This is a genomic window from Paenibacillus sp. FSL H3-0469 (assembly GCF_038051945.1).
Classification (GTDB): Bacteria; Bacillota; Bacilli; order Paenibacillales; family Paenibacillaceae; genus Paenibacillus_AQ.
This window is the reverse complement of the sequence record NZ_CP150302.1, coordinates 965,800-986,892: the sequence shown is the minus strand read 5'-3', so window position 1 is coordinate 986,892 and position 21,093 is coordinate 965,800. Positions and strand designations below refer to the sequence as shown.

The following is a 21,093-nucleotide window of genomic DNA, read 5'->3' as shown; positions in this document are numbered from 1 at the left end:
TTAACATAATGAGTCTTACATCCTATGAAGGGGCGTTCTGTTATGCGTACCAATAAACCGCCCGTTCCCGTGCCTCTCTTGATGGTAATCGGAATTGTGGCCATTTCTTTTTCTTCTATCTTCATTAAATGGTCCTCCGCGCCCGTATCGGTCCAAGGGATGTACCGCCTGCTGTTCACCTCACTGCTGATGCTGCCGTTCGCCCGTCCCTATAGCGGGGCACTCTTTCAGCTGCGGCGCAAGGACTGGCTGCTGCTGGGAGTGTCGGGTGTCATGCTTGCCCTGCATTTTCTGCTGTGGATGGGTTCGCTGAATTATACCTCGGTGGCCAGCTCGACGATGATTATGGCGCTGGAGCCGTTATTCATTATGCTCGGTGCGTACATACTGTATAAAGAGCGTAACTCGATCTCTGCCATAATGGGGATGGCAATTGCCATCTTCGGCGTTACTTTTATCGGCTGGGGAGACATTGGCTTGTCTGCTGAGAATCTGAAGGGCGACCTGCTGTCGGTTGGCGGAACGGTCGCAGTGGCGGCACATATGCTGCTTGGACAAAAGCTGGTGGCACGTATGCCGTCCTATCTGTACAGCCTGATTGTATTTATCGCTGCGGCCGCTGTATTTGCCGTCTACAATCTCGTGACTGGCACACCGTTCTTCGATTATCCGGCCCGGGAATGGGGGATCTTCGTCCTGCTGGCGGTGGTGCCGACCGTCTTCGGACATATCCTGTTCAACTGGCTGCTGCAATTTACGTCGGCGACTACTGTGTCGATGAATATCCTGGGAGAGCCTGTCGGCGCGAGTATTCTGGCGTTCCTGCTGCTGGGTGAGCAGCTTAGCGGCCTGCAATGGGCGGGCGGCGTGCTGGTCATGGCCGGACTGGGCGTCTATCTGTATGCCGGGCGCAGGAAAGCGCTGAAGCTCCGGGAGTCTCTGCCGAACGCTTCCTAGGCGATTTTGATTACATTTCTTAGAACATAGACAAAGGGGTAACGAAAGCAATGAATGAACCGAATCAGAATGAACCGGATGGCCTGAGTAAGGAGGCGGCACCTACCAGCGAGGAGCTGTGGAATGAGGATACCTATGCGGCCTGGACCAGCCGGTTCGGAACCCCTGCGGAGGCTGCGGAGAAGCTGCTCAGGGACCCTGCGGGGAAGCTGTATCCGCTGAATACCTATCTCGGTGAAGTGAAGGGCCGGAGGATCATGAACCTGATGGGCTCTAACGGCATGAAAGCGGTGGCGCTTGGTCTGCTGGGCGCTGAGGTGACTGTAGCAGATTTCTCGGAGGCCAATGCCCGTTATGCCGGTGAACTCGCGCAGGCAGCCGGAGTGCAGCTTGACTATATCGTGTCGGATGTCCTGGAGCTGCCGGAAGCGTATCTTAACGGCTCTTATGATACGGTTTTTGCCGAAATGGGGATTGTTCACTATTTTACGGATTTGGCTCCGTTCATGGCTACAGCATACCGCTTGCTGGCCCCGGGCGGGACGTTCGTTCTGCGGGATTTCCATCCGGTAACGACCAAGCTGATCTCCTCCAAGGGGTCGACGGCTAAGGTCCGCAAGCATAAGGTGAGCGGGGATTATTTTGATACCGCGCTTGAAGAGAAGCAGGTGTCCTATTCCAAATACATGCCTTCCTCAGGAGCAGCCTTAGAGGCGGACAAGCCGAATGTTGTCTACTGGCGGCGCTGGACGCTGGGCGAGCTGGTTACGGCTGCCGCAGCCAGCGGACTGGTGATAAGAGAGCTGGTGGAGGAGCCTAATCTGTCGTCGGATGTGTACGATAAAGGAATTCCCAAGACCTTCACCCTGGTCGCTGTCAAAAGATAATAAGGTTCACCACCACACGGTATCCCCGTTAGCGCAGTTACACAGGCGCTCCGGGGATACCGTTTTTTCAAAATATAAGAACTTATAGGTTTCACACGATAACTTATCCTTCTATTTCTCGCTGAAACGGTACCGTCCTTTAAAAGGACGGCGAAGCCGTTTCTACTTGTACATAACCCGCCGCCATCCCGGCGAAAGCCTGCTGGAGCGGAGACAATGTATAATCCTTGCGCCAAGCCAGCACAAAAGACCCGTCAGCGGGAAGTATTCCCGGCAGCTTGGCGTAAGCCAGACGGCCCGCCGCTACTTCAGCCTCAATTCCTGAGCGGGAGAACACGCCTACCATACGGCCTGTGTACAGCATCCCCTTGACTGCCTCCGGTGAGCCCAGCACCGCATGGTTCCAGACCCTTACATTATTAAGCTGTGCCCACTGGTCAGAGATTCCGCGCAGGAAGGAGGCGGCCTCATGCTGCACCCAGGGTTCGCGGGCTACGGCTTGGGCGGTCAGCTCCTGCTCCCCGGCAAACGGATGCTCCGGCGCAAAGACCAGCACCGTCTCCTCTTCAGCAATCACCTGCGTATGGAAGGTATCATCCTGGCCCTCTGCACTGTGCAGCAAGGCGAGCTGGATCTCCCGGCTGCGCAGCTGTTCCCGGATGGCGTCATCCGGAAGTACGGATAGATAGACATCGATCCCGTCATAATGCTGTGTGAATTGCGACAGCAGTTTGGGCACAAGATAACTGGCAGGGATATCGCTGGCGGTAAGCTCCAGATTCCCCGAGGCAAGCGAGGTGAACTGTTTGACTGTCCGCTCGGCCTCCGCGCTTAGCGAGACAATGCGGACCGCATATTGATACAAGGCGCGTCCGGCATCCGTCAGCAGGACCCGGCCGCTCCGGTACTGGAAGAGGGAAGCGCCAAGCTCACTCTCCAGACTTTTCATATGGAAGGAGACGGTAGGCTGTTTAAGGTTCATCTCGGCGGCTACATCCGTAACCTTTTTATATTTTTCGATGAGAACTAAGATTTGCAGCTTTACAAGGTTCATGAAGATTCCTCCGGGGATGGGGCAAAAAAAACCCTATTGTTGTTTCGATATAGATTTTATCTATTCAACTACTCAATTTATATTATAACTTTTATCCTTGGGTTTACAAACTCAGTACTTTTATCTAACGAACGGGTCCTAGAATAAGAAGAGTCAGAAGAGACGCTGATAGACACAATAATGCTTCCCAAGTGAGTTTTGTACGAAGCAGATGGAACGCAGCAGACACTCACAAAACCTTTAGGAGGAAAAAAACAAATGCAATTCAAAAAATCGTGGATCATGGCTTTGGCTCTTACAAGCGTACTGGCAATTTCAGCATGCGGCAACGGAAACAACGGGGGAAATAATGCAACAACCAATAACGGAGGGAATACACCGGCTGCTACAAACACAGAATCCAGCAGCGGTGCGAAGCTAAGCGGTTCGGTCCTGGCGTCAGGCTCCACAGCACTTCAGCCGCTCGTAGAGCAGGTAGCTGAGAAATTCATGGATGCTAATGCTGGCGTGGACATTCAGGTTCAAGGCGGCGGCAGCGGAACGGGCTTGACTCAGGTCTCTGAGAAGCAAGTCGATATCGGGAACTCAGACGTATTCGCCGAAGAGAAGCTGAAGGATGCAGCGAAGGCGGCTGAACTGGTGGATCACCAGGTGGCGGTTGTAGCGATTGCGGCAGTAAGCAACCCGAAGGCAGGCGTAGACAGCTTGACCAAGCAACAGCTGGTGGATATTTTCACAGGTAAAATCACGAACTGGAAAGAGGTCGGCGGCGCAGACCAGGCCATCCAGATCATCAACCGTCCGGCAAGCTCAGGTACCCGTGCTACCTTCGAGAGCTTTGCTCTTGGCACCAAGACAGAGGACCTGAAGGGCTCGATTCAAGAGGATTCCTCCGGTACGGTTAAGAAAATGATCGGCGAAACACCGGGAGCGATCGGTTATCTGGCCCTGTCCTATCTCGATGATTCTGTTAAAACCTTGAACTATGACGGCGTTGAGCCTTCTGTAGACAACGTAGTGGCCGGTAAATATCCGGTGTGGGCTTACGAGCACATGTACACTAACGGTGAACCTAATGAGACTGTAAAAGCGTTCCTGGATTACTTCCTGACGGACGAAGTACAGACTGGCGACGTTGTAGAGCTTGGCTACATCCCGGCTTCCAAAATGCAGGTATCGCGTGATGTGGCAGGTACTGTAACACCTAAATAAGCTTCACCGGTTCAAAGTGAGGATTGGATTTAAACTTTAATGTGATTAGAGGCGGAGTTCTTCTGCCTCTCTTTTCACTTTAGAAAGAGGGAGCATCTTGAGGGGACAACCAACTAACAAGCGGCTGGAAAAACATCATATAGAAAATTTAATCGGACGTATTTATATGTCCTTTTGCGTGCTGCTGCTCATTGTCATCATTGTATCCATGGTTTATTTCGTAGCCTCCAAAGGCGTAGCCAACTTCGTGAATGGCGAGGTCAAGGTCTCAGAGTTCCTGTTCGGCACGAAGTGGTCGCCAGAAGCAGACACACCTTCCTATGGAGCCTTCCCGTTCATCTCGGGTTCCTTCCTGGTTACCCTGCTGGCTGCGCTGATCGCGAGTCCGCTCAGCATCTGCGCGGCGCTCTTCATGACAGAGATCGTGCCGGGCTGGGGTAAAAAGCTGCTGCAGCCGGTCATTGAGCTGCTGTCAGGCATTCCATCTGTCGTCTACGGCTTCGTAGGCTTAAGCGTCATTGTTCCATTTCTGCGGGATACGCTGCCCGGACAAGGCATCGGGGTGGCTGCAGGCGCGCTAGTGCTGTCGGTCATGATTCTGCCGACGATTACCAGCGTGGCTGCAGACGCGCTTGCTTCATTGCCGCAAAACTTGAAAGAATCATCCTTTGCGCTCGGTGCCACACGCTGGCAGACGATCTCCCGGGTTATTCTCCCGACGACCTTCCCGGCAATTATGACGGGGGTAGTGCTTGGCATGGCCCGCGCCTTCGGCGAGGCTCTTGCCGTGCAGATGGTTATCGGTAACGCGCCGTTCGTGCCTCACTCCCTGTTCGAATCCGCGTCCACACTTACCAGTGTCATCACGCTGGGCATGGGGAATACAACGATGGGTTCACCGCAGAACAATGCGCTGTGGAGTATGGCGCTGGTACTGATGCTGATGACCTTTGTATTCGTCCTGCTGGTGAGAATGCTCGAAAGGAGAAATAAAATTTGAAGCCGAGAACTGCGAATAAAATAGCCACTGTTGTTATCGTGACCTTTGCATTGCTGATTGTAGCCATCCTGGTTAGCTTACTCGGATATATCCTGATCCGCGGTTTCAATCATATTAGCTGGGACTTCCTGACCTCGGCGCCGCAAAAGATCCGCGCAGGCGGAGGCGTCGGGCCGCAGCTGTTCAACTCCCTGTTCCTGCTCGTGCTGACCTTGATCATCACGGTCCCGCTGGGGCTGGGTGCCGGAATCTTCATGGCGGAATATGCCCGCCCCGGCAAGCTGACCAACTTCATCCGTCTGGTCGTGGAGGTATTGTCCTCCTTCCCGTCGATCATCGTGGGTCTGTTCGGTCTCCTGCTGATCGTCAACACCTTCAATCTCGGATTCTCCCTGATCTCGGGTGCGCTCGCGTTAACCTTCTTCAACCTTCCGCTGATGGTGCGTATTACGGAGCAAGCCTTCCGCACGGTGCCTAAGCAGCAGAAGGAGGCAGGCTTCGCACTTGGATTATCCAAGTGGAAGATCGTTACATCAGTCTTGCTCCCGGTAGCGTTGCCGACCATCATCACCGGCACGATCCTGTCGGCCGGCCGTGTGTTCGGCGAAGCGGCTGCGCTGATGTTCACCGCAGGGATGAGCAGTCCGCGTCTGGACTTCAGCAACTGGAATCCGCTGAGTCCTTCCTCACCGCTCAATCCGTTCCGTCCGGCGGAGACGCTGGCGGTGCATATCTGGAAGGTCAACAGTGAAGGCCTGGCACCGGATGCACTTCAGATTGCAGCGGGCGCTTCAGCCGTTCTGGTGCTGACCGTATTAATCTTCAATCTGGCTGCCCGTTATTTCGGCAGATTCATCTACCGCAAGCTTACTGCATCCAAGAGAATGAGCTAGGCTTGTTAGACAGAAGAGGACACAGGCTTCCGAAGCGAATTTTTGCGCAGAAGAGTCAGAACGTGTATGTTATCAGAACTTTTAGGAGGAGTAAGAGATGGGAATAGCGGAACCAGTGGTGCGCGAATCATTTCAAACGGAGGATCTGAGTATTTATTATGGTACGTATGAGGCGGTGAAGGGGATTAGCCTTCCTTTTGCCCAGAATACGGTTACCGCCTTGATCGGCCCGTCGGGCTGCGGGAAATCAACCTTTCTCCGTTCACTGAACCGGATGAATGACGATATCTCCGGCTCTACCACCAAAGGCAGCATCTGGATTGACGGTGTGGATATCAATGCTACAGGCACGGATGTAATCAAGCTGCGGCAAAAGATCGGCATGGTCTGGCAGAAGCCTAATCCGTTCTATAAATCGATCTACGACAATATCGCCTTCGGCCCGAAATATCATGGCATCAAGGGCAAGCAGGCACTGGATGAAATCGTAGAGAGCAGCCTGCGCCGCGCCGCCCTGTGGGACGAGGTCAAAGACCGCTTGAAGGATTCCGCTCTGGCATTGTCCGGCGGACAGCAGCAGCGTCTCTGTATCGCCCGGGCGTTGTCAGTCAACCCGCAGATCCTGCTGCTCGATGAGCCGGCTTCGGCTCTTGACCCGGTATCAACCGGTAAGGTAGAGGAGCTGATCAAGGAGCTGAAGGAGGAGCTGCGCATCGTGATCGTCACCCACAACATGCAGCAGGCCGCGCGGATCTCGGACTACACCGCCTACTTCTATCTCGGCTCCCTGGTGGAATACGACAAGACCGAGAAGGTCTTCACGAACCCCGAGAACCAGATGACGCAGGAATATATTATGGGCCGGTTTGGCTGACACATATATATTAGATGAGAGGCACCATCCATTGCGGGTGGTGTTTTTGCTATTTGAAGGATAATGGGCCGGAAAGGGATGCGTGGGGGAAATATAATCGAAAAACCGATCACATTGGGCTAGGCGGAGGCGATTAGGCGGAATGTAATCGAAAAACCGATTACATTGAGCGCTGCGGAGGCGTGTGTGCGGAATGTAATCGAAAAACCGATTACATTGGGCGTGGCGGAGGCGTGTGTGCAGAATGTAATCGAAAAACCGATTACATTGGGCACTGCGGAGGCGAGTGGGCGGAATGTAATCGAAAAACCGATCACATTGGGCACTGCGAAGGCGAGTGGATCAAATGAAATCACTTCAATTTTGTAAGAGTAAATACCTCTTGCAAAACTAATCTTATTAGTTTATATTTAAACTAATAAGATTAGTTTTGAGGGGGAGAACCAATGAGAGTAACACAAGAAGGCAATTTGTTTCAGTTAACGTGGCTGCCGAGTATTTTTCCAGTGAATTGTTATTTGATCGAAGAAGAAGAGGAGCTTACACTTATTGATGCGGGCATGTCCTATAGTATGAAGGGGATTCTGCTACAGTCTGCGAAGCTTCAGAAGCCGCTAACCCGGATCGTGCTAACTCATGGTCATATGGATCATGTCGGGGCACTTGATGCCTTGAAGAAGCAGGTGCCGGAGGCTAAGGTCTATATCTCGGAGCGGGATGCTGCATTGTTGGCTGGTGACCGCTCGTTAAGAGCAGGTGAGCTACAGACTCCTATTAAGGGGAGTGTACCCGCCAAAATAGTAACCCGGCCCGACATTCTGCTGCATGACGGCGATAGCATCGGCTCGCTGATGGCGTTCAGTACTCCCGGACATACGCCGGGTTCGATGTCTTTTCAGGACCGGCGCAGTGGAGCGCTGATTGCCGGGGACGCCTTCCAGACCTTCCGGGCCACGGCGGTGTCCGGCAAGAAGGTGCCTTGGTTTCCTTTTCCGGCTATGGCCACCTGGAGTCTGGAGCAGGCGCTGGCCAGCGCGTATAAGCTGATTGAGCTTAACCCGACCTTACTGGCGGTAGGACACGGGGATCTGCTCAGAGATCCGGTAGAAGCGATGAAGCGGGCGGCTGCTGAGGCTGAAGGGGCAGCTAAGAGAGGAGAGAGGGTACATGGCTAGAGCAGGTCTGGATACACAGACGCTGGTGTTGGCAGCAGCAGAGTTGGCGGATGAACATGGGATCGAAGAAGTGACGCTGGCTGCATTAGCCGCGAAGCTGGGGGTCCGTTCCCCGTCACTCTATAATCACATCAACGGGCTGGCGGGGCTGCGTACACTGATGGCCGTATATGGCCTGGAGCAGCTGTATGAGATTATATCGGAGGCAACGGAGGGGCTCAGCGGAGAAGCAGCGGTACATGCCATGAGTCAGGCTTACCTCGGATTCACCAGAGCACACCCGGGGCTGTACCAGACGACGCTCCAAGCACCCGAACAGGGGGATACTGCTCTGGAGGCGGCGAGTGCAAAGATTCTGTCGCTCATCATCCAATTGATATCCGCGTTCGGTTTGGATGAGGAAGGCAATCTGCATGCTGTCCGTGGATTACGGAGTATCCTGCATGGATTGTCTACCCTGGAGCATCAGGGCGGATTTGGAATGCCGCTGGACCTGAATGTCACGCTCACCCGGCTGATTAATACCTATATTGCGGGAATCCGCTGTATGGGATCGGACGAAGCAAGCCTGAAATAACAACAAAGAGCAATCTCCGAGTGAGGTTGCTCTTTGTTGTCACGGCTGATTGGTTCTAACGGTGTAAATGCAGTTTCTTCCTCCTTTTAAAATGTACTCCCCCCGTTCAATATGAACGTCCTCGCCTAGAACGGTTTTAAATAAATGCAATTCATTCTTGCATAACCCGGTACACACAGCCGCCGCTTCACAGATCGGGCAATGTTTCTCGATGAATAAGAGACTGCCATCCTCCTGCTCCTTCACCTCTGCCATGTAACCTTCATTCGTTCGAATCTCGGCCAGTTTCTCTAATTTCTCTCTAACATCCGATGCTGTGCCAAGATGCTGGAGATATTGTGCCTGCATCTTTTTATTTCGAACATCCAGCAGCTTGTCCAACCCTTCGTTACCGAAAGCTTCTTTCATCGACTGAATGAGACTGATGGATAAATCCGAATATCCGGTTGGAAAAAAACGATTAGCCGCGGGTGTTAATATCCATAGCTTGGTGGGCCGGCCCATGGGACGTGCTTCTTCCACATTCGTAACCAATCCTTCTTCCTTCAGCGCATTCAAATGTTGGCGAATAGCCATTCCAGACAGTGAGAAATGAGAGGAGAGGGTCATAACATCCAAGCCCCCACGCTCTTTTAACAAGTTAATGATCGCCCTTCGGGTACTGGTGGAGACATCCTTTTTAATTTGATTCGGGCTCATGGTGCGCCTCCTTTTTGCAGCTATTGAAGCTACATCACTCCCTACATTTTAAACAAAAATGTTGACAAAGTCAAAGGCAGACTGTAGCTTAGACATTATAAACAAAAATGTTTACTAAGTATCCGGATACGATGTATACATACCAAACTTTCTTGGAGGTCACCATTCATGCCGTCTAATCATCAAAGTATTTTCAGTCCGCGTTACTTTGCATTATCCATAGGAATTATCTTGTCAGTGATGGCCGTGGGATTCGAAGGTCTGTCCGTAACCACCATTGCTCCCTCGATTGCTGGAGACTTGAACGGTCTTAGCCTGTTCGGGTGGATATTCAGTACGTATCTGCTTGCGCAGATTATCGGAACGCTGGTCGTCGGTCGGATCATAGATAAAAGAGGCCCTGCTGCACCATTCACTTATGCACTTCTATTGTTTATCGCAGGACTGGTCGCTGCGGCAACAGCAGGAGATATGTATATCATGATAGGATCACGGGCCCTGCAAGGTTTGGGTGCCGGAGCAATGATGACTTGTGTGTATACAGCTATTTCCTTAAGTTACCCGGATGAATTACGTGCCAAAATACTTGGAGCCTTTGGAACAGCCTATGTTCTTCCGTCCATGCTCGGTCCATATGTGGCAGGTCTTATAGCAGATCAGTGGTCCTGGCGGTTTGTTTTCTGGGGGATCTTACCTGTGCTGGTTGTTTCAGCAGTGCTTAGTTTACCGGCTTTCAGGAAATTGAAAGTGCAGCAGACGGGAGGGGCAAGCGGCTCTTCATCTACTTGGATGGCGTTACTCTTAACGATGGGGACTGGTCTTTTCCTGGTTGGTCTAAGTATGCTTCCGGGTATGATGGGATTTGTCTTCGCCCTGATTGGCCTCGTAGTTATGATATTACCGCTCCGTCAATTGCTGCCGAAGGGAACGCTTACGCTGCGGAGAGGGATGCCAGCGATTCTGGCAACACGCGGATTGTTCTTCGCTGCCTATGCCAGTACACAGAATTTCCTGGTATTGGCTCTAATTGATGTGAAAGGAATTACCCCTTCTCAGGCGGGTTTAATCGTAGCGAGTGCAGCATTAAGCTGGTGTATCATTTCGTATCTGCAAGGGCGTTGGGATGCGGCAGATCAGGGCCGGGGACGTCATATGAGAATCATTCTGGGGGTATTTCTGCTTGCCGTAGGGATTGCCATCGTCTTTTGGATACCGGTTGTTTCTGTTCCCGTTGCAGTTATGGGTCAGATTATCGCCGGGGTCGGTATTGGATTGGCGCATCCGGTTAGCGGTGTTGTAGCCTTTTCCCAAGCCGGGGAAGGCGGTGCGGGCCAAACCTCGGCAAATCTGCAATTTGCGGATTCTTTTACACCCGGTGTAGTGATCGGGATTGGGGGTTCGATCCTTGTCGTATGTCAGGCTGCTGGAATGTCACTGCAATCCGGCTTAATTGTAGCCATGGGCTTCCATCTCTTGTTGATCGTCATAAGTCTGACTGCCAGTACCCGGATCTCACCGCAATCCATCAGGAAAGCTGCTCCTAAGAAAGAGGGTGTAAATATCATTGTCCACTGAGGATACGGAGAAACTTCTTATAGCCTATGACATCATCGGGTCTAAATGGACGATCCATATCTTATTCACTCTTTCTTACGGTCCGAAGAAGTTTAGCGAAATGACCCGGAGTATTCCTTCCATTACGCAAAGAATCCTTTCCCAGCGTTTAAAGGAGCTTCAACATCATAATCTGGTCAAGAGAACCAGTCCGCAGCGTCCTGCACGAGCCATGTATGAACTTACACCAAAAGGAGCAGCTCTCGCTATGTTCATACCTTGTCTAATGGACTGGGGGACCCAAAACTAAATTAAGCTTGTATAGGAGGAATGAACATGAACATTGAGGTCAGTGAGATCGCTGCAGAGAAAATCGCCGAAATCCTATTAACCGCTGATACAAGGCACTCTTTTCTTAGAGTAGGTGTTGAAGAAGGGGGATGCAGCGGATTATCTTATACCCTTGTTTTGGATGAGCAGCAAACAGAGGAGGATGTGGTGTTCAATAAAGATAAATTCCGTATATTAGTTCACACGAAGAGTATTCCATATATTGACGGTCTTGAAATTGACTATGAACAAAGCGGAATGATAGGCGGATTCACCATGAATAACCCTAATGCAAAAGCCTCCTGCGGATGCGGGGCCAGTTTTCGGATGGCTAACTATCGGGGGGAAGTTAAAAAATGTGATTAACCTGCGGGAAGGAGAGCACAGGGATGATATCATTTGAAGTAACGGAACAAGCTATTGATTCTTTTAAGGATGAATGGGGTCTGGAAGAGGCTCAATATGTAAGGATTTATGCAAAATATGCAGGTGGCGGCTCAGATGCTTTTGCGATTGGCATAAATGCAAGTGCTACACCGATCGATCCGGCATTGGTTCAATCTATCGGAGGTTTTCATTTCTTTGTTGAAAAAACAGATGACTGGATTTTACAGGATGAACATTTTCAGATTGGCTGTGATGAGAATGGTATATTTTTAAAACAAATTACTTTGAAGTGAATTTGCCCGCTTATAGTGATAAGCTTAACTAGGTGTACAAGCCAGATTGATGCAGGAGGCGGAATTACGTGGGAAGAACTGAGAAGCATGAAGGTGTAACCACCTTTGAAGAGATGGCTGAGGTAGTCGCCAGGCTGGGGATTGTACCGCTGGCCTCCCTGATCCCGGAGCATCCGTCCGTGAACGGGCTGACGCTTGCGGAGAATTGGCATACCGATACCGAACTGGACCCCTGGGGCTGGCGGGTCAGATTCCCTGGAGAAGGCTTAGCCGGCTACGGGAAGTTCATCAAGAAAAAAGCCATACTCGTATCCCGCGAGTGGCTTCCGGCGTATCTGGCTGCGGCCGGGCCTCACCAGTCTCTGGTAGATCGGTATGAGAGCGGTCTGGCTACCAGGGAAGCGCTGACCCTATTGGAGATTATCCGGGCGAACGAGGGGATAGAGACCCGGCAACTTCGTTCTATGGCCGACATGAAAGCCAAGGAGAAGAAGACGGCTTTTGACAATGCGGTAACGGAGCTGCAAGGGTCTCTGGATATTGTAATCTCCGGTGTGAAGCAGCGGGTGAATGCGGACGGAGAGCCGAATGGCTGGAACAGCACCTCTTATGAAACCACGGGGCATTGGATGCAGGAAGCTGGCATTCCGCCCTTTGAGGGATCGAGAGAAGAGGCGATAGCCTGGCTGCGTTCACGTATGGAAGCGGCATGGGCACCGGAGGCGGTGGCCTGGATCAACAAGGCGCTGGGCTGGAAATAAACCTGGAAATAAATTAAGAACGGTAGTCCTCAGCAGGAAGAGGGCTGCCGTTTTTGGTATTTTGACATGGGGAACAAATAAAAACGGCTAATCTCATTCCCGCAGGAGCAGACCGGCCGTAAGCGCTTACGAATATATGATTGTCCTGCATCTCTTGTGTATTGTGAAGCAGCATTACAGCATAGGGCCAAGGTAGGCAACCAGGAAGTACAGGAATCCGAACAGCAGCATGATGTAGGCGGTGTATTTGATGGCGTCGGAGGCAACGATACTTAAGTCTTTGGGAGCCTGGACTTCCAGACGTTCTGTTTCCGTAGAATCCGTGTTGTCATGATTGAAAGATTCTTTCATCAGAATTCCCTCCTTAGATTATTCATGAGATTACTCGAGGACTAAAACATTCCTCATTTGGCACTGTAAACACTATCTATAATTGTATTGTGACATATTTGTGAACTAAATTCAACAATATTGTGAAAATTCTTTGACTAAATGTTCACATTTGGGCTGTTTGGTTGCATTGACCCACTTAACTTCACCTCCGGTTGCACTTTATACATTAGATGAGTGCTAATTTCGCCGAAAAAATGAATCTATTGCACTTTATACACTAGAATTTTGAGAAAACGGGGGGTTGGAGCTGAAATCCGGAAATCTGTTGTACAAAATACAGCAGAAGGTGTTTTAACCGTAGTTTCCGTGAATTCTATTGCAGAAAGTGCAATCAGCCACTCACTTATTAAATCTCATAGCACTCTCACCGCATAGAACTCACAGGGGAAAAGTCCCGCTAGAAAACACAAAGACCCCGCCATATTCCTCAAGAGGAAATAGCGGGGACTCTTTTATAGTACACTAATTAAGCTTACGCCCAGTCTCCATTACGGAAGATCGGATCGGTGGAGCCGTCATCGGCAATTCCGTCGATGTTCATCTCCGGGGAGCCCATCATGAAGTCGACATGGGTGAGGCTTTGGTTCATGCCCTTGTCCACTAGCTGTTCCTTAGTCATGGTAATGCCGTCCTGCAAGGTAAAGGCATAGGAAGCGCCGAGTGCCAGATGGCAGGAAGCATTCTCGTCATACAAGGTGGTGTAGTAGAGAATGCCGCTTTCCGAGATGGGGGAGTGGAAAGGCACAAGCGCCACTTCACCGAAGTAGGCGGCACCTTCATCCATAGCCAGTAGTGAAGCCAAGGCTTCCTGGCCCACTTCAGCGGTGAAGTCTGTAACTTTACCATTCTCAAGAGTCAGGCTGAAGCGGTCGATGATGTTGCCGCCATAGCTGAGCGGTTTCGTGCTGCGGACCGTGCCGTTCGCACCACTCTTCAACGGAGCGGTGAACACTTCCTCGGTCGGAATGTTCGCCAGGAAGGACATGCCGCGGCTGTTCACCGCACCGGCCTGACACCAGATATGGCCTTCAGGCAATTCGATTGTCAGATCAGTGCCCGGAGCCGTGTAGTGCAGCTTGCGGTATTTCTTGGCGTTCAGCAGTTCACAGCGCTGCTTCAGGCCGGCCAGATGGACACTCCAGGCCTGCACCGGATTCTCCTGGTCTGCACGCACAGCCTTGAAGATGGCGTCCCAGAGCAGGTCAATCTGCTGCTCAGGCGCGGCGTCAGGGAATACCTTCGCAGCCCAGGAAGCGGATGGGAAGGCGAGGCCGGTCCAGCTGACCTGATTAGCCATCAGCATCTCACGGTAAGGAGCCATAGCTTGACCGGCGGTCTTCTGATGGTCCGCAATGCGGCTTGCATCTACACCGCTTAGCAAGTCCGGATTCGCTGAGATGATTGTCAGGAACGCTGCTCCGCCCCGTGCCAGATCCTCCAGCTCATCAGCCTGCCACTTCGGCGGCTCAAGGAAGCTCTCGGACGGCGCGAGATCATAACGGGTACGGGTGACGAATTCATCGGAATAATTAACCTTGACGAGCTTCGCACCTGCTTCATAGGCCTGGCGTACAATCAGGCGGACCAGCTCAGCCGATACGATATCCGCGTTTACGACAAGGGTCTGGCCGGGTTGAATATTAACGCCGATCTTTACAGCGAGCAGTGCGTAATTCTCCAGCTTTTGGTTGAAATCCAGCAATAGCTTCAGCTCCATTCGTTATCTGATGAAATGCAATGGCATATAAGGGTTTTAGAAGGCCCAGTTGCCCTTCTGGAAGACCGGTTCGCGCGTACCGTCAGCGGTAATTCCGTAGATATCCATCTCGGCTGAACCGATCATGAAGTCAACGTGGGTCACACTGTTGTTGAGGCCGCGGGCGGTCAGTTCATCCTGGTTCATTTCTTTGCCGCCTTCCAGACAGAAGGCATAGGCGGTACCAATAGCCAGATGGTTGGAGGCATTCTCGTCGAACAAGGTATTGAAGTAGAGAATTCCTGATTCCGAGATCGGCGACTTATGCGGCACCAGCGCGACTTCCCCCAGATATTTGGCGCCTTCATCCAGACTGATCAGATATTCGAGGGCTTCCTGGCCCTGCTCAGCGCTCACACTGGTAATCCGGCCCTGTTCAAAAGTAATCGAGAAGCCGTCAATCACATTTCCGCCGTAGCTGAGCGGCTTCGTGCTGCGGACCGTACCGTTAACACCGGTTTTCTTGGGAGCGGTGAACACTTCCTCGGTCGGCATGTTGGCGACAAAAGAATGACCTTTGGCATTGATGCTGTCCCCTTGTGCCCATAAATGGCCTTCAGGCAGCTCGATGCTAAGGTCAGTTCCAGGGGCTATGTAATGCAGGCTGGCGTACTTTTTCGCGTTAAGAACATTAGCCTTCGACTCCAGTGTGTCGAGATGCTCCTGCCAGGCGGCAACAGGGTCCTCACGGTCCAGACGGACGGTATGGAAGATAGCTTCCCACAGCTTGTCTACACGCTGGTCAGCAGGAACGTCAGGGAACACCTTGTCTGCCCACGGCTGGGACGGGATCGCTACAATACTCCAGCTAACCTTGTCGGACATCTGCAATTCGCGGTATTTCGTAAGCGCTGCCCCACGAGTCTTCTGGAAGTTCGCAATCCGCTCAGGATCAATGCCTTTGAGGGCATCCGGGTTCTCAGCAATGACCGACAGGAAGGCGGCACCGTTCTCGGCAAACTCGGTCATTTCACCGGCAAACCAGGTTGGGGCCTTGGTAAATACTTCGGGCGACGCATGCTCGAACTGCTGGCGGGTGATGAACTCGTCACTCCAGTTCACCTTAACCTGGCTTGCGCCGAGGGCATAGGCCTTGGCCGTAATCAGGCGGACGAACTCGGCCGCAGTGATCGGGGCGTTCACGACCAGGATTTGTCCCGGCTGAACATTCACACCGATTTGTACTGCTAAATCAGCGTATTTACTTAGCTTGTCCTGAAGCTCTGTTTCAGTCATTGACATTTCCTCCATTACCATAATTTTTAGCTCTGTATAAGCATTGTACTAAATTATTAACCGCCGGATGAAAAAAGTCAATTACAGCGCAAAAGGAAAGAGAAATGCTGACATATCAATGTTATACTGGATATTGTGGGCATGATCAGATGAAAGGAAGGAAAGAGGATGAACCTGGAAATCACCAAAGCAGAAATGAAACGCGTAGAGGATAGAAGTTTTGTGGGGAGAACGGTCTTTACATTAGAGAATCACCGTTCCCCTTATGAGATTACTTTCTACAGTTCCCGTGGAACCGAATGGGATTACAGCCTGAGCTTCGCCGGTGAGCCGGGGAGTGAGGAGCAGTTCCTGGAAGTGGATGCGCTGCTGGAGAATGACGATGATCTGTACAATCAGCTGCTGGATGCAGCGCTGGATACCCAAGAGATCCCGGAAGAGGAAGCTTAGGCTTACTTGCGGATATAACAATGCGACCCCTCGTCCCGGCAGATTGCCTTGGACGGGCAGGGTCGCATTTTTAATGAATAGTCGCCGGCCTTTAGCCGATGGTGATATTGCCTTCCGGGTAACGGTACAGCTCCTTGCTGTTCTTCGGCTTGAGCGCATAGGCCAGGGTAAGCGGTCCGGTCCGGCCTACGAACATAAGAATGATCACCAGCACCTTGCCTATCGTGGTCAGCTCTGTGGTCAGTCCCATGGTGATGCCTGAGGTGCCGAAAGCAGACACCGCCTCGAACAATACGCTCAGGAAATCTGCGCGCTCTGTTACGGACAGCAGCATCGTGGAGATAACCACCAGCATCAGGGAGAGTAAGGTCATGGTAATAGCCCTGTATACATTCTCCTTCGAGATCCGGTGGCGGAACATTACAATATCCTCTTTGCCGCGCAGTTTGGCGTAGGCGGTGCTGGCCAGAATGGCAAAGGTGGTAATCTTGATTCCGCCGCCGGTAGAGCCGGGAGCCGCCCCGATGAACATCAGCAGAATCATCAGGAACTGGGTAGATTCACGCAGCAGCGGAATCTCGATGGTTGTCACACCGCCGGAACGGGGCGTAATAGCTTGCAGGAAGGAGGCCATAATCTTGCCTCCGGCATGCAGCGGCTTCAGTGTAGCGTTCAGCTCCAGCCAGAAGAAGATTATAGCTCCGACCAGAATCAGCACGGCTGAGGTCGCCAGCACAACCTTCGAATGCAGCATCAGCCGCTTACGCTTGGGATAATCGATCACATCGGATAAGACGATGAAGCCAATTCCGCCCAGAAAGATCAGCAGCATAGAGGTAATATTCACAACAGGATCTTCTACATACCGGGTTAATCCGCTGAACGGCCCGTGAATATCGCCGAACAAATCGAAGCCTGCGTTGTTGAAGATGGAGATGCTATGGAATAGTCCATAATAAGCTGCTTTGCCTACCGGCATATCCACTACAAATCGGGCAGCCAGCAGAATGGCCCCGGTCAGCTGAATCACCAGGGAATAGATTAGAACCCGGCGGATTAGCTTTACGATCCCCTGCATGGAGTTCTGGTTCATGGATTCCTGCAGCAAGAGGCGTTCCTTCAATGAGATTCGTTTGTTCAGCACCAGGGTGATTAGTGTCGCCATCGTCACGAAGCCGAGACCGCCGAACTGGAACAGTACAAGGAGCACGATCTGTCCGAAGGTCGAAAGCTGTGTTCCCGTGTCGATAACGGCAAGACCGGTTACGCAGGTCGCCGAGGTTGCCATGAACAGCGCATCAATGAAAGAGATTCTTCCGCCCGTAGAAGCAGCGGGCAGCGATAACAGCAGGGTTCCGGCAGCGATCAGCACCACGAAGCCGAGGGATAGGATTTTGGGCGGTGTCAGCTTCAGATGCCCAAAGAAAAGGTTAGCCAAGTTCATTCTCCTGACAATAGGGATAGGATCTGACAAGATTATAGCATAACTTCTATTCCCTTCACTAAGCAGGCAGGATATTGACATATTTTATCGAAATCATTATAGGCTATAGGATTCAACAACTTGCACTTATATGAGGAGGCTATACTGCTGTGACAAGTCCGATACGCAATCAGGTTGGCGCTGTCTTCATTCCGGTTAGTGATATCGAAAGGTCCAAGAACTGGTATTGCAGCCTGCTGGGGCTGCCGCTGGACGGCGAGGTATTATTCGGGCATCTGTACGATGTGCCGATGCAGGGACCGGGGATCGTGCTGGACAGCATTATATTCACAGCCGAAGCCGTACTGAAGGTACCGACCTTCCATCTGCTTACAGAGGATATAGACGCCGCCTATGATTATGTCAAAGCCAGCGGAGCGGAGATCCTTACGGATATTGAGAATGACCATTGGTTTAACTTCAAGGACCCGGACGGAAATGTGCTGATGATCTGCCGCTCTGTCACTTAGTTAATCGGGTTAATTATATTTGTTAATGACATTAATTATAGGATGAAAAGCAGACATGTCGAACGGATTGGGACGAAAAACGCTACCAGCAATATATAAGTGGAAAAGTGTATCTTGGTTTTGCTAATATGGGTCAATAAACTTAAATAAGTGGAAAAACAACATCAAATATAGTTGATTTAACCACTGCGGGTGAAATGAGCAGATTTAAGTGTTGTTTATCCAACTGCTGGTTTAGTGGCCTGGATTCGTTCACCAGCAAGTGGAATAAATCCAACTAAGTCCCATTTCACGCCCCATCATGTACAATAAGTAAGGCGCTCCCCAGTAACTCAAGGGGAGCGCCTTATTTATTTCAGCTTATCTATACGATTTACTCGTTGTGAGCATCCGAATCTTCAGAGACCGGAAGATCGATCAGGATCTCCACCTTGCGGATACGGTGGCGGTTCATCTCACGGACGGTCAGGGTGACATGCTCGTATTGATGGCTTTTGCCGACCACAGGCTCTTCCAGGTGACTGTACAGCCATCCGCCGATTGTGGTGACTTCCTCATCATGGAAATCAAGTCCGGTAAGATCCTTGACCTCCAGCAGAGAGACATTGCCGTCGAACAGATAATGAGTGTCGCTCAGCTTCTCCACATTGCGGCGCTCATCCTCGTCGAACTCATCGCGGATCTCACCGACGATCTCCTCCAGAATGTCCTCAATCGTAATCAGGCCGGAGGTGCCGCCGTATTCATCCAGCAGCAGGGCGATATGGACGCGCTCCTTCTGCATACGGGTCAGCAGGGTCTTCACTGGCGTAACTTCCGATACAGTTACCAGCGGCAGGATCAGGCTTTTGAAATCGAAATCAGGATTGTTGTCGTATTGCAGGTAGAGCTGCTTGGTATTGATCATACCAATGATATTGTCTTTGCTGCCGTCAGCTACAGGGAAGCGGGTGTACTGCTCCTTGCGGATAATATCAATGTTCTCCTGCAGCGAATGATCGGTGAACAGGCATACCATATCTGTCCGGGGAACCATAATTTCCTTGGCGAGCATCTCATCAAAGGTGAAAATCCGGTTAACATAACCGTATTCCGCTTTGTTGATTTTGCCGCTCTCATAGCTCTCGGACAGGATCAGGCGGATCTCGTCTTCGCTGTGCGCGTCGCCGTGTTCACTGGCAGGCTTCATGCCGAACATACGGACGAGCAGGTTGGCGGAACCGTTCATAATCCAAATCAAAGGGTACAATATTCTGTAGAACCAAATAATCAGCGGTGCGGTAATCTGACCAATTTTCTCCGGAATATTAATAGCGGCGGTCTTCGGTGCAAGCTCTCCGACCACGACGTGGAGGAAGGTGGCGATAATGAAGGCCAAAGCAAAAGCAATGGGCTTACTAACGTTGTGGCTCACACCAGCCAGATCAAACAATGGAATGAGCAGCTGCTCAAAAGCAGGCTCTGCCAATGCCCCGATCCCGAGTGCAGTAATCGTGATACCGAGCTGGCAGGCGGACAAATATCCGTCCAGGTTAGCGGCTACCCGCTGTACTGCCAGTGCGTTCTTCTTGCCGTCCAGCACCATTTGGCTGACCTGGCTTCCCCGTAATCTCACTACTGCAAACTCCGTCGCTACAAAAAATGCGGTTAAAATAATCAAAATTGCCACGAGCGTCAAACTAAGTCCTATACCCATATAATCTTTACCATCCCTTTCGTCCCTAAAATAGGTTATACTCATATTATGAGTTCTTATGAACCTATTGTACGAACTTTTCAGTAGAATATCAAATGGTGGAGGGTTGCCAGCTATGGAAGCTTTTACACTTAGCCGGATAGAGATGTCCGGACTATTACTGTCTCTAGGGCCAAACTCGGAGCGGAAGCCGCTCCATATTCTGCAGGAAGCCTGGACGAAGTTCCACCGCGACGAGGTGCGGGAGGGGACAAGTCTGCCCGCTTTTCTGTCTACGGATATCCCCCCGATTCTGCAAAAACTGATTAAAGGTACCGGCGTCAAAGGGCTGTCCCTGGGTGAAATTGCTTCGCTTGGCGGTCTGATTGAGTATTCCACATTATCCGTCTCTGCTATGCAGAATTGGGTAAAGCGCGATTTCAAGGAATATCTCGGGTCCCCGCGTGAAGGGAAGAAGTACTCCATTAATCAGGCGGCCCTTCTATTTATAATAGATGATCTGAAGGCGGCGCTTGATTTCGAGAGCATAAGGCAGCTCTTCCGTATGCTGTTCCTGGCGCCTGAACGTGATGACGATGATCTGGTGGAACCGGCACAGCTGTATCACGGGTATGCGGAGCTGTTCGAGGAGATTAAGAGCCGTTCCCCGGTGCCGGCTGAGGGACAGGCTTTGACCGGGAATCCCAAGGAATATCAGTGGAAATCGGACAGCGGAATCAAATCGGCCATGGACAAAATGATGAAGCGGCTCAGCCACTTGAGCAGAGGGCAGCGGGATGCGGTGCAGAATATGCTGCTGATCGCTGCGATCTCGGTGCAAACCTGTTATTTTCAGGCGATGGCCCGGCAATATTTCAATGCGGTGTTATTCCTTGATTTTTGAACCATCCGCTTCTAGAATGTGTAAGTGATACTAGTCAGGAATGATTGGATTAGCGGGAATCAGGGGAGAGGGG

22 protein-coding genes are annotated in these 21,093 nt (G+C 51.4%); 15 read left to right on the top strand and 7 right to left on the bottom strand.

Annotation, left to right across the window (positions count from 1 at the left end; translation table 11 throughout):
- Positions 1 to 42 precede the first annotated feature (42 nt).
- The gene (locus NSS83_RS04175) at positions 43 to 957 is read left to right on the top strand and encodes a DMT family transporter (protein ID WP_341347745.1); all 915 of its coding nucleotides are present in this window, start codon (positions 43 to 45) and stop codon (positions 955 to 957) included.
- 50 nt (positions 958 to 1,007) lie between these two features.
- The gene (locus tag NSS83_RS04170) at positions 1,008 to 1,844 is read left to right on the top strand and encodes a class I SAM-dependent methyltransferase (protein ID WP_341185602.1); all 837 of its coding nucleotides are present in this window, start codon (positions 1,008 to 1,010) and stop codon (positions 1,842 to 1,844) included.
- Positions 1,845 to 1,983: 139 nt separating this feature from the next.
- Here NSS83_RS04170 and NSS83_RS04165 read toward each other — a convergent pair whose 3' ends face one another.
- Positions 1,984 to 2,898: a LysR family transcriptional regulator gene (locus NSS83_RS04165; protein WP_341185603.1), complete on the bottom strand. Its 915-nt coding sequence runs from the start codon at positions 2,896 to 2,898 to the stop codon at positions 1,984 to 1,986.
- A 258-nt stretch (positions 2,899 to 3,156) separates the two neighbouring features.
- Between NSS83_RS04165 and NSS83_RS04160 the strand changes: the two genes are divergently transcribed.
- From NSS83_RS04160 to NSS83_RS04135, 6 genes are all read left to right on the top strand, one after another.
- Positions 3,157 to 4,110, top strand: coding sequence for a phosphate ABC transporter substrate-binding protein PstS family protein (locus NSS83_RS04160; protein ID WP_341185604.1), 954 nt, complete (start codon positions 3,157 to 3,159; stop codon positions 4,108 to 4,110).
- Between the two features lie 97 nt (positions 4,111 to 4,207).
- Entirely contained in the window at positions 4,208 to 5,110 is a 903-nt protein-coding gene (gene pstC, locus NSS83_RS04155; RefSeq protein ID WP_341185605.1) for a phosphate ABC transporter permease subunit PstC, read from the top strand.
- Complete coding sequence (gene pstA / locus NSS83_RS04150) at positions 5,107 to 6,003, top strand: phosphate ABC transporter permease PstA (RefSeq protein WP_036726586.1); 897 nt, start codon at positions 5,107 to 5,109, stop codon at positions 6,001 to 6,003. The genes pstC and pstA overlap by 4 nt, the downstream gene beginning before the upstream one ends.
- 97 nt (positions 6,004 to 6,100) lie before the next feature.
- The gene (gene pstB / locus NSS83_RS04145) at positions 6,101 to 6,877 is read left to right on the top strand and encodes a phosphate ABC transporter ATP-binding protein PstB (protein ID WP_036695365.1); all 777 of its coding nucleotides are present in this window, start codon (positions 6,101 to 6,103) and stop codon (positions 6,875 to 6,877) included.
- Positions 6,878 to 7,323: 446 nt separating this feature from the next.
- Positions 7,324 to 8,052, top strand: a complete 729-nt coding sequence (locus NSS83_RS04140; protein WP_341185607.1) for an MBL fold metallo-hydrolase — start codon at positions 7,324 to 7,326, stop codon at positions 8,050 to 8,052.
- Positions 8,045 to 8,629: a WHG domain-containing protein gene (locus tag NSS83_RS04135; protein ID WP_341347744.1), complete on the top strand. Its 585-nt coding sequence runs from the start codon at positions 8,045 to 8,047 to the stop codon at positions 8,627 to 8,629. Before NSS83_RS04140 ends, NSS83_RS04135 begins: the two co-directional genes overlap by 8 nt.
- Before the next feature lie 39 nt (positions 8,630 to 8,668).
- Here NSS83_RS04135 and NSS83_RS04130 read toward each other — a convergent pair whose 3' ends face one another.
- Entirely contained in the window at positions 8,669 to 9,328 is a 660-nt protein-coding gene (locus NSS83_RS04130; protein WP_341347743.1) for an ArsR family transcriptional regulator, read from the bottom strand.
- A 168-nt stretch (positions 9,329 to 9,496) separates the two neighbouring features.
- On the opposite strand from NSS83_RS04130, the gene NSS83_RS04125 reads away from it, so the two are divergent.
- From NSS83_RS04125 to NSS83_RS04110, 4 genes are all read left to right on the top strand, one after another.
- Positions 9,497 to 10,903, top strand: a complete 1,407-nt coding sequence (locus NSS83_RS04125) for an MFS transporter (RefSeq protein ID WP_341347742.1) — start codon at positions 9,497 to 9,499, stop codon at positions 10,901 to 10,903.
- A 315-nt stretch (positions 10,904 to 11,218) separates the two neighbouring features.
- The gene (locus NSS83_RS04120; RefSeq protein WP_341185611.1) at positions 11,219 to 11,578 is read left to right on the top strand and encodes an iron-sulfur cluster assembly accessory protein; all 360 of its coding nucleotides are present in this window, start codon (positions 11,219 to 11,221) and stop codon (positions 11,576 to 11,578) included.
- Between the two features lie 23 nt (positions 11,579 to 11,601).
- Positions 11,602 to 11,892: a hypothetical protein gene (locus NSS83_RS04115; RefSeq protein ID WP_341347741.1), complete on the top strand. Its 291-nt coding sequence runs from the start codon at positions 11,602 to 11,604 to the stop codon at positions 11,890 to 11,892.
- A 68-nt stretch (positions 11,893 to 11,960) separates the two neighbouring features.
- Complete coding sequence (locus NSS83_RS04110; protein ID WP_341185613.1) at positions 11,961 to 12,653, top strand: hypothetical protein; 693 nt, start codon at positions 11,961 to 11,963, stop codon at positions 12,651 to 12,653.
- Between the two features lie 174 nt (positions 12,654 to 12,827).
- Here NSS83_RS04110 and NSS83_RS04105 read toward each other — a convergent pair whose 3' ends face one another.
- From NSS83_RS04105 to NSS83_RS04095, 3 genes are all read right to left on the bottom strand, one after another.
- A complete protein-coding gene (locus NSS83_RS04105) occupies positions 12,828 to 13,004 on the bottom strand; it encodes a hypothetical protein (protein WP_340753439.1) in 177 nt (58 codons plus the stop codon).
- Positions 13,005 to 13,518: 514 nt separating this feature from the next.
- Positions 13,519 to 14,748, bottom strand: a complete 1,230-nt coding sequence (locus NSS83_RS04100) for an aminopeptidase (RefSeq protein ID WP_341348710.1) — start codon at positions 14,746 to 14,748, stop codon at positions 13,519 to 13,521.
- 51 nt (positions 14,749 to 14,799) lie between these two features.
- Positions 14,800 to 16,044: an aminopeptidase gene (locus NSS83_RS04095; RefSeq protein ID WP_341347740.1), complete on the bottom strand. Its 1,245-nt coding sequence runs from the start codon at positions 16,042 to 16,044 to the stop codon at positions 14,800 to 14,802.
- Between the two features lie 162 nt (positions 16,045 to 16,206).
- On the opposite strand from NSS83_RS04095, the gene NSS83_RS04090 reads away from it, so the two are divergent.
- Positions 16,207 to 16,488 carry a hypothetical protein gene (locus tag NSS83_RS04090; protein ID WP_036695355.1) on the top strand — a complete coding sequence of 94 codons (282 nt, stop codon included), beginning with the start codon at positions 16,207 to 16,209 and terminating at the stop codon, positions 16,486 to 16,488.
- A gap of 91 nt (positions 16,489 to 16,579) precedes the next feature.
- Here NSS83_RS04090 and NSS83_RS04085 read toward each other — a convergent pair whose 3' ends face one another.
- Complete coding sequence (locus tag NSS83_RS04085) at positions 16,580 to 17,932, bottom strand: TrkH family potassium uptake protein (protein ID WP_341347739.1); 1,353 nt, start codon at positions 17,930 to 17,932, stop codon at positions 16,580 to 16,582.
- Positions 17,933 to 18,081: 149 nt separating this feature from the next.
- On the opposite strand from NSS83_RS04085, the gene NSS83_RS04080 reads away from it, so the two are divergent.
- The gene (locus NSS83_RS04080) at positions 18,082 to 18,441 is read left to right on the top strand and encodes a VOC family protein (RefSeq protein ID WP_076158048.1); all 360 of its coding nucleotides are present in this window, start codon (positions 18,082 to 18,084) and stop codon (positions 18,439 to 18,441) included.
- A gap of 373 nt (positions 18,442 to 18,814) precedes the next feature.
- On the opposite strand, the gene NSS83_RS04075 is transcribed toward NSS83_RS04080, so the two are convergent.
- Positions 18,815 to 20,137 carry a hemolysin family protein gene (locus tag NSS83_RS04075; RefSeq protein ID WP_341185616.1) on the bottom strand — a complete coding sequence of 441 codons (1,323 nt, stop codon included), beginning with the start codon at positions 20,135 to 20,137 and terminating at the stop codon, positions 18,815 to 18,817.
- Positions 20,138 to 20,252: 115 nt separating this feature from the next.
- On the opposite strand from NSS83_RS04075, the gene NSS83_RS04070 reads away from it, so the two are divergent.
- On the top strand, positions 20,253 to 21,020 hold the full coding sequence (locus NSS83_RS04070; RefSeq protein ID WP_341185617.1) for a DUF1836 domain-containing protein: 768 nt from the start codon (positions 20,253 to 20,255) through the stop codon (positions 21,018 to 21,020).
- Positions 21,021 to 21,093: the final 73 nt, after the last annotated feature.